This window comes from Nostoc sp. UHCC 0251 (genome assembly GCF_034932245.1).
Taxonomy (GTDB): Bacteria; Cyanobacteriota; Cyanobacteriia; order Cyanobacteriales; family Nostocaceae; genus Nostoc.
In genome coordinates, this window is the sequence record NZ_JAYGHD010000493.1 from 1 (window position 1) to 3,727 (window position 3,727).

3 protein-coding genes are annotated in these 3,727 nt (G+C 34.0%); all 3 read right to left on the minus strand.

The genetic code is table 11. The features are described from left to right. Nucleotides 1-204: 204 nt before the first annotated feature. On the minus strand, nt 205-1,365 hold the full coding sequence (locus VB740_RS36165) for a glycosyltransferase family 4 protein (protein ID WP_323204615.1): 1,161 nt from the start codon (nt 1,363-1,365) through the stop codon (nt 205-207). Next, the gene (locus VB740_RS36170) at nt 1,340-2,596 is read right to left on the minus strand and encodes an O-antigen ligase family protein (RefSeq protein WP_323204616.1); all 1,257 of its coding nucleotides are present in this window, start codon (nt 2,594-2,596) and stop codon (nt 1,340-1,342) included. The genes VB740_RS36165 and VB740_RS36170 overlap by 26 nt, the downstream gene beginning before the upstream one ends. A 535-nt stretch (nt 2,597-3,131) precedes the next feature. Continuing rightward, entirely contained in the window at nt 3,132-3,431 is a 300-nt protein-coding gene (locus tag VB740_RS36175) for a WGxxGxxG family protein (protein WP_323204617.1), read from the minus strand. Nucleotides 3,432-3,727 lie beyond the last annotated feature (296 nt).

A 3,727-nucleotide genomic window follows, 5' to 3' on the forward strand; every position in this document is an offset into this window, starting at 1 on the left:
TATAAAACCCAAAACCTTGTAGAGACGTAGCAGTGCTACGTCTCTACGTGTATTCAATTAGAGCGCAATCTGCTGTATGCAATTTTAATTTATTTCATTTTTAACTAAATAGCTGAGATTTTATCCTAATTATTTGTGAAACTGCACAAAATCAAGCTTGGCTAGACTTAGGGCTTGAGCACCCAATCTCTCTTAAATTGCAACTTAATGATCACTAACCAACTTTGCTAAACTTCTGCGAAACTGTCTAAAATCAAAAGCTTCAATAGTTTTTTGTTGCAAGTATTCTGGTTGGTAAACTACTGGGTTAGAGCAATCACCTTGCAGGATTTGAATTAGATTATCAGCAATTTCTTCAACGTTATTAGGATCAACCAAACATCCTAATTTCCCCTCAGCCAAGGGATCTGTAGAACCATCTTGATTACCAGCCAGCACAGGTTTACCACAAGCTAAAGCTTCTAAATAAACAATCCCAAATCCTTCTCCTTGACTAGGCAGAGCAAAAACATCACAGAGATTGTAATAATCGCACAATTCTTCATCTGGTATAAATCCTGCAATAGTAACACAATCTTGCAGATTTAAGCTGGTAACTAAAGCTTTAATTCGAGGTATATCATCGCCTTTCCCTACAAGAATGAAGTGAACATTAGGAACATGCAACTGCACTTTCAGTAAAGCACGAAGGATTTGATCATAACCTTTGTATTTTGCCATGCGTCCCATCCGCGTTACTGTTAGAATTACAGGCTGTTCATCTGTTAATTTGTATCGTTCTAACAAGTAGGAAGGTTTAGGGTTGATTTTAAATTTGCTGGCATCAAATGTATTAGGTAAAATAACAATTTTTTCTGAATCCAGATTTTTATATCCAAGCAAGCGCTGGCGAGTGTAATTACTAACACTAATTATTTTATTTGCGTTTTGTAATGCAAGTTTTGTAACAATATTTTCAATATCCCAAACTTCTAAGCCATGAGCAACTACCCAGTAAGGAATCCCAGTGAGAAGTTTTAGAAAATAACAAGCAGTGGCATAGTTAACATGAGTTGATATCACTATACTGGGGCGTTGGAGTATAGCCAAAATAATGATTTTGGTAGCGAAGAAAATAGTTTGTAATAATCGTGGTAAAGCTCCAAAATAATGAAACCTTGTTGAAGTTAAAAATTGCAAGTTTTGCTGATGTTTTAAATTCTGCTTGTCATACTTAAGAAACACATCATAATCAGCTTCAGGATATACATCTTGTAAAGCTTGGAGCAAAAATGTTGAATAAACTTGAATACCTCCCTTGAAATCAAATATATTCGGAAATATTAAGTAAAAGTGAGGTTTATTTATCGCAGATTTTTTGAACATTGTAAATAATTTCAGGTTTTGATTCAATGACAAAATCTTTTCGAGAATTCATAGCAGCTGCCAGAAAATAAAACTCAATAGTTGTAAAAGTATAGTCTTCAACAAAAACATCTGGCATTTGAGACGCTAAAAACATAATAATCGGAATGACATTCACGGGATTAGCATGTTTAACTTTAGAAGCTATTTGTACTAAAAAATTTGTAAATAGGAATAATCCAATAATTCCTTGTTCTACTAACACATTTAAAAATATATTATGTGCGTGATAACCTTTTCGTCCAAAAACTTTTACTCCTATATGTTCTGCAAAAGCTCCTACACCTATACCTGTTATTGGCCTTGTAATAGTTTCAATAATAGCTGCTTGCCAAAGCGCAAATCTTGATAAGGCTGTACCTACAGGACTAGGAAGCACTATGTCGCTGTGATTGGTTAAAAATAAATTAATTAAGGGAAACACTTTACTATTTCCCAATCCAATTCTATATGTAGATACTGGTATAGATATAATACATAAAAGCCATAGGCTCATGATAAAAATCATTTTTTTAATACTAATAATTTTATATATTAATAAAAAAAACATCCCCAGAAAAAAAACTAGCCAAGCATTTCTACTGGCAGATAAAGCTAGGGAAATGAGAAAAAGAAATTCACTAATATATAATTCAAATTTAGATATATTTTTCTGTTTTTCTAAAATTAAGCTTAAACATAATCCAATGGAAACTATTACCCCAAATTGGTTAGGATTTTGCATAATTGAACCAATCTGAGGATAATAACTTGGAAATTTTAATAACTCAAAAATCCAATGATTGGGAAATAAAGCCTCTAAGAAACCAAGAACTGCAATTATTTGTAATAAATATAATATGCAACGATAGTAAAATGTTAAAGATGATGTTTTAAAATTTCTAAAATTTAGAACTAGAAAAGCAAAGAATACTATAAAATAAGTAGAATATTTTAGACTGTAAGTAATAGCGGTACTTGGAAATGGGCTAATTAATGAGGAGAGCCACATCCATAAATACAGTAGACTTATAGATATTAAAATAATTTTATGTTTTTTTAAAATTTCTGGGATAAATTTTACAGATAAACTAATTATACCAAAACTAAATGCAGGAATTAATAAATAATGAATACCAATATTTATTCCCGGAAATTTAATCCGACCTAAAAGCGAAGAAAATAGTATGAGCAGGAAAAAAATATTAATCATAACCTTGTAGTTGTGGATACTTGTTTGGCAACAAAAAAGCTAAATTAAACCCACATTCACAGGTTTAAGTAGAAATTTTGATATTTTTTCTAGCTAAAATACTGAGTACGTAAAGAATATTATCATATTACCGTTGTCGCCGAGCCAGGTAAACTTAAGAGCGATCGCCAGTCCCTAGATTTCCCAAAAACAACCACCTGTGAAGCTCTTAAAGCTAAACTAGGAGCGCACTTTCGTTCGCTAATTTTATTTTTGAGGAATCCCAATTAACAATTAAACCGGGCAAACTTGGCACGCCCTGACCCCCCAAGGCTTGGAGTAATAGACTTCTTGCATAAGTCGGGAAAAGGGCAAGGGGAAAAAGTTCTGTATTGTCCCCTTCCCCTTTAACCTTTACCCTTTTCCCCCTCTTGCAAAAAGCACTTTTGCAAGAGGTCTAATGTATACACACGAACAAAGCCTGCATCGGCAGGCTTTACCCTTAATCATCTTTAGGATTTACAGGATTTACGCGAAATTAGAATGCAACTCTTTATTAATAGTTAGAACGGGAGCCAGAGGAACTTACCACATTAGGGTCACGATAACCTACATTATCATCGGCTTTGCGGCTCTTGCGACCAAATAAACCAAATAAACCGAGCAAGCCCAGTAAACCCCAATCGCCATCCTGATAATTTCCGTCGGTAAGAGTGCGGTCTGTAGTGGTATCTGTAACAATACCATCAGGAGTGGTTGTTGTCTGAGCAGAAGCAGGCAGAACTGTGGGCAAGGTAGCCAAACTTAGAGCTAGAACAGTACTTCCTAAAATATTGGAGACATTAAAGCGTTTCACGATCACATTCCTCAATTGAATTACTGTAAGTAATAGTTAAAGCATATTAATTTCTGACAGCATCGGCATCAATCTTTAGCTGCACATATATATCTGCTTAAAGTTGCATTTGCGATCGAGTAAATAAGCATTTTGGTATAGATTATATTACCGGGCATGGCAAATTATGCAATAGTGAAGCCAGCGATCGCATTAAAACTAGCCAGATTCCAAAAGATAAAATTTCCTTTTTTAAAAGATAAATTGTAACTGCCTAGCTAGTAGTAATTGAGGCGAGAAAAACACAGACATTACCA

Bases quoted from the DNA above. Each gene is read 5' to 3' on its own strand.
- VB740_RS36165 (WP_323204615.1), bottom strand. From the start codon at position 1,365: ATGTTCAAAAAATCTGCGATAAATAAACCTCACTTTTACTTAATATTT.
- VB740_RS36170 (WP_323204616.1), bottom strand. From the start codon at position 2,596: ATGATTAATATTTTTTTCCTGCTCATACTATTTTCTTCGCTTTTAGGT.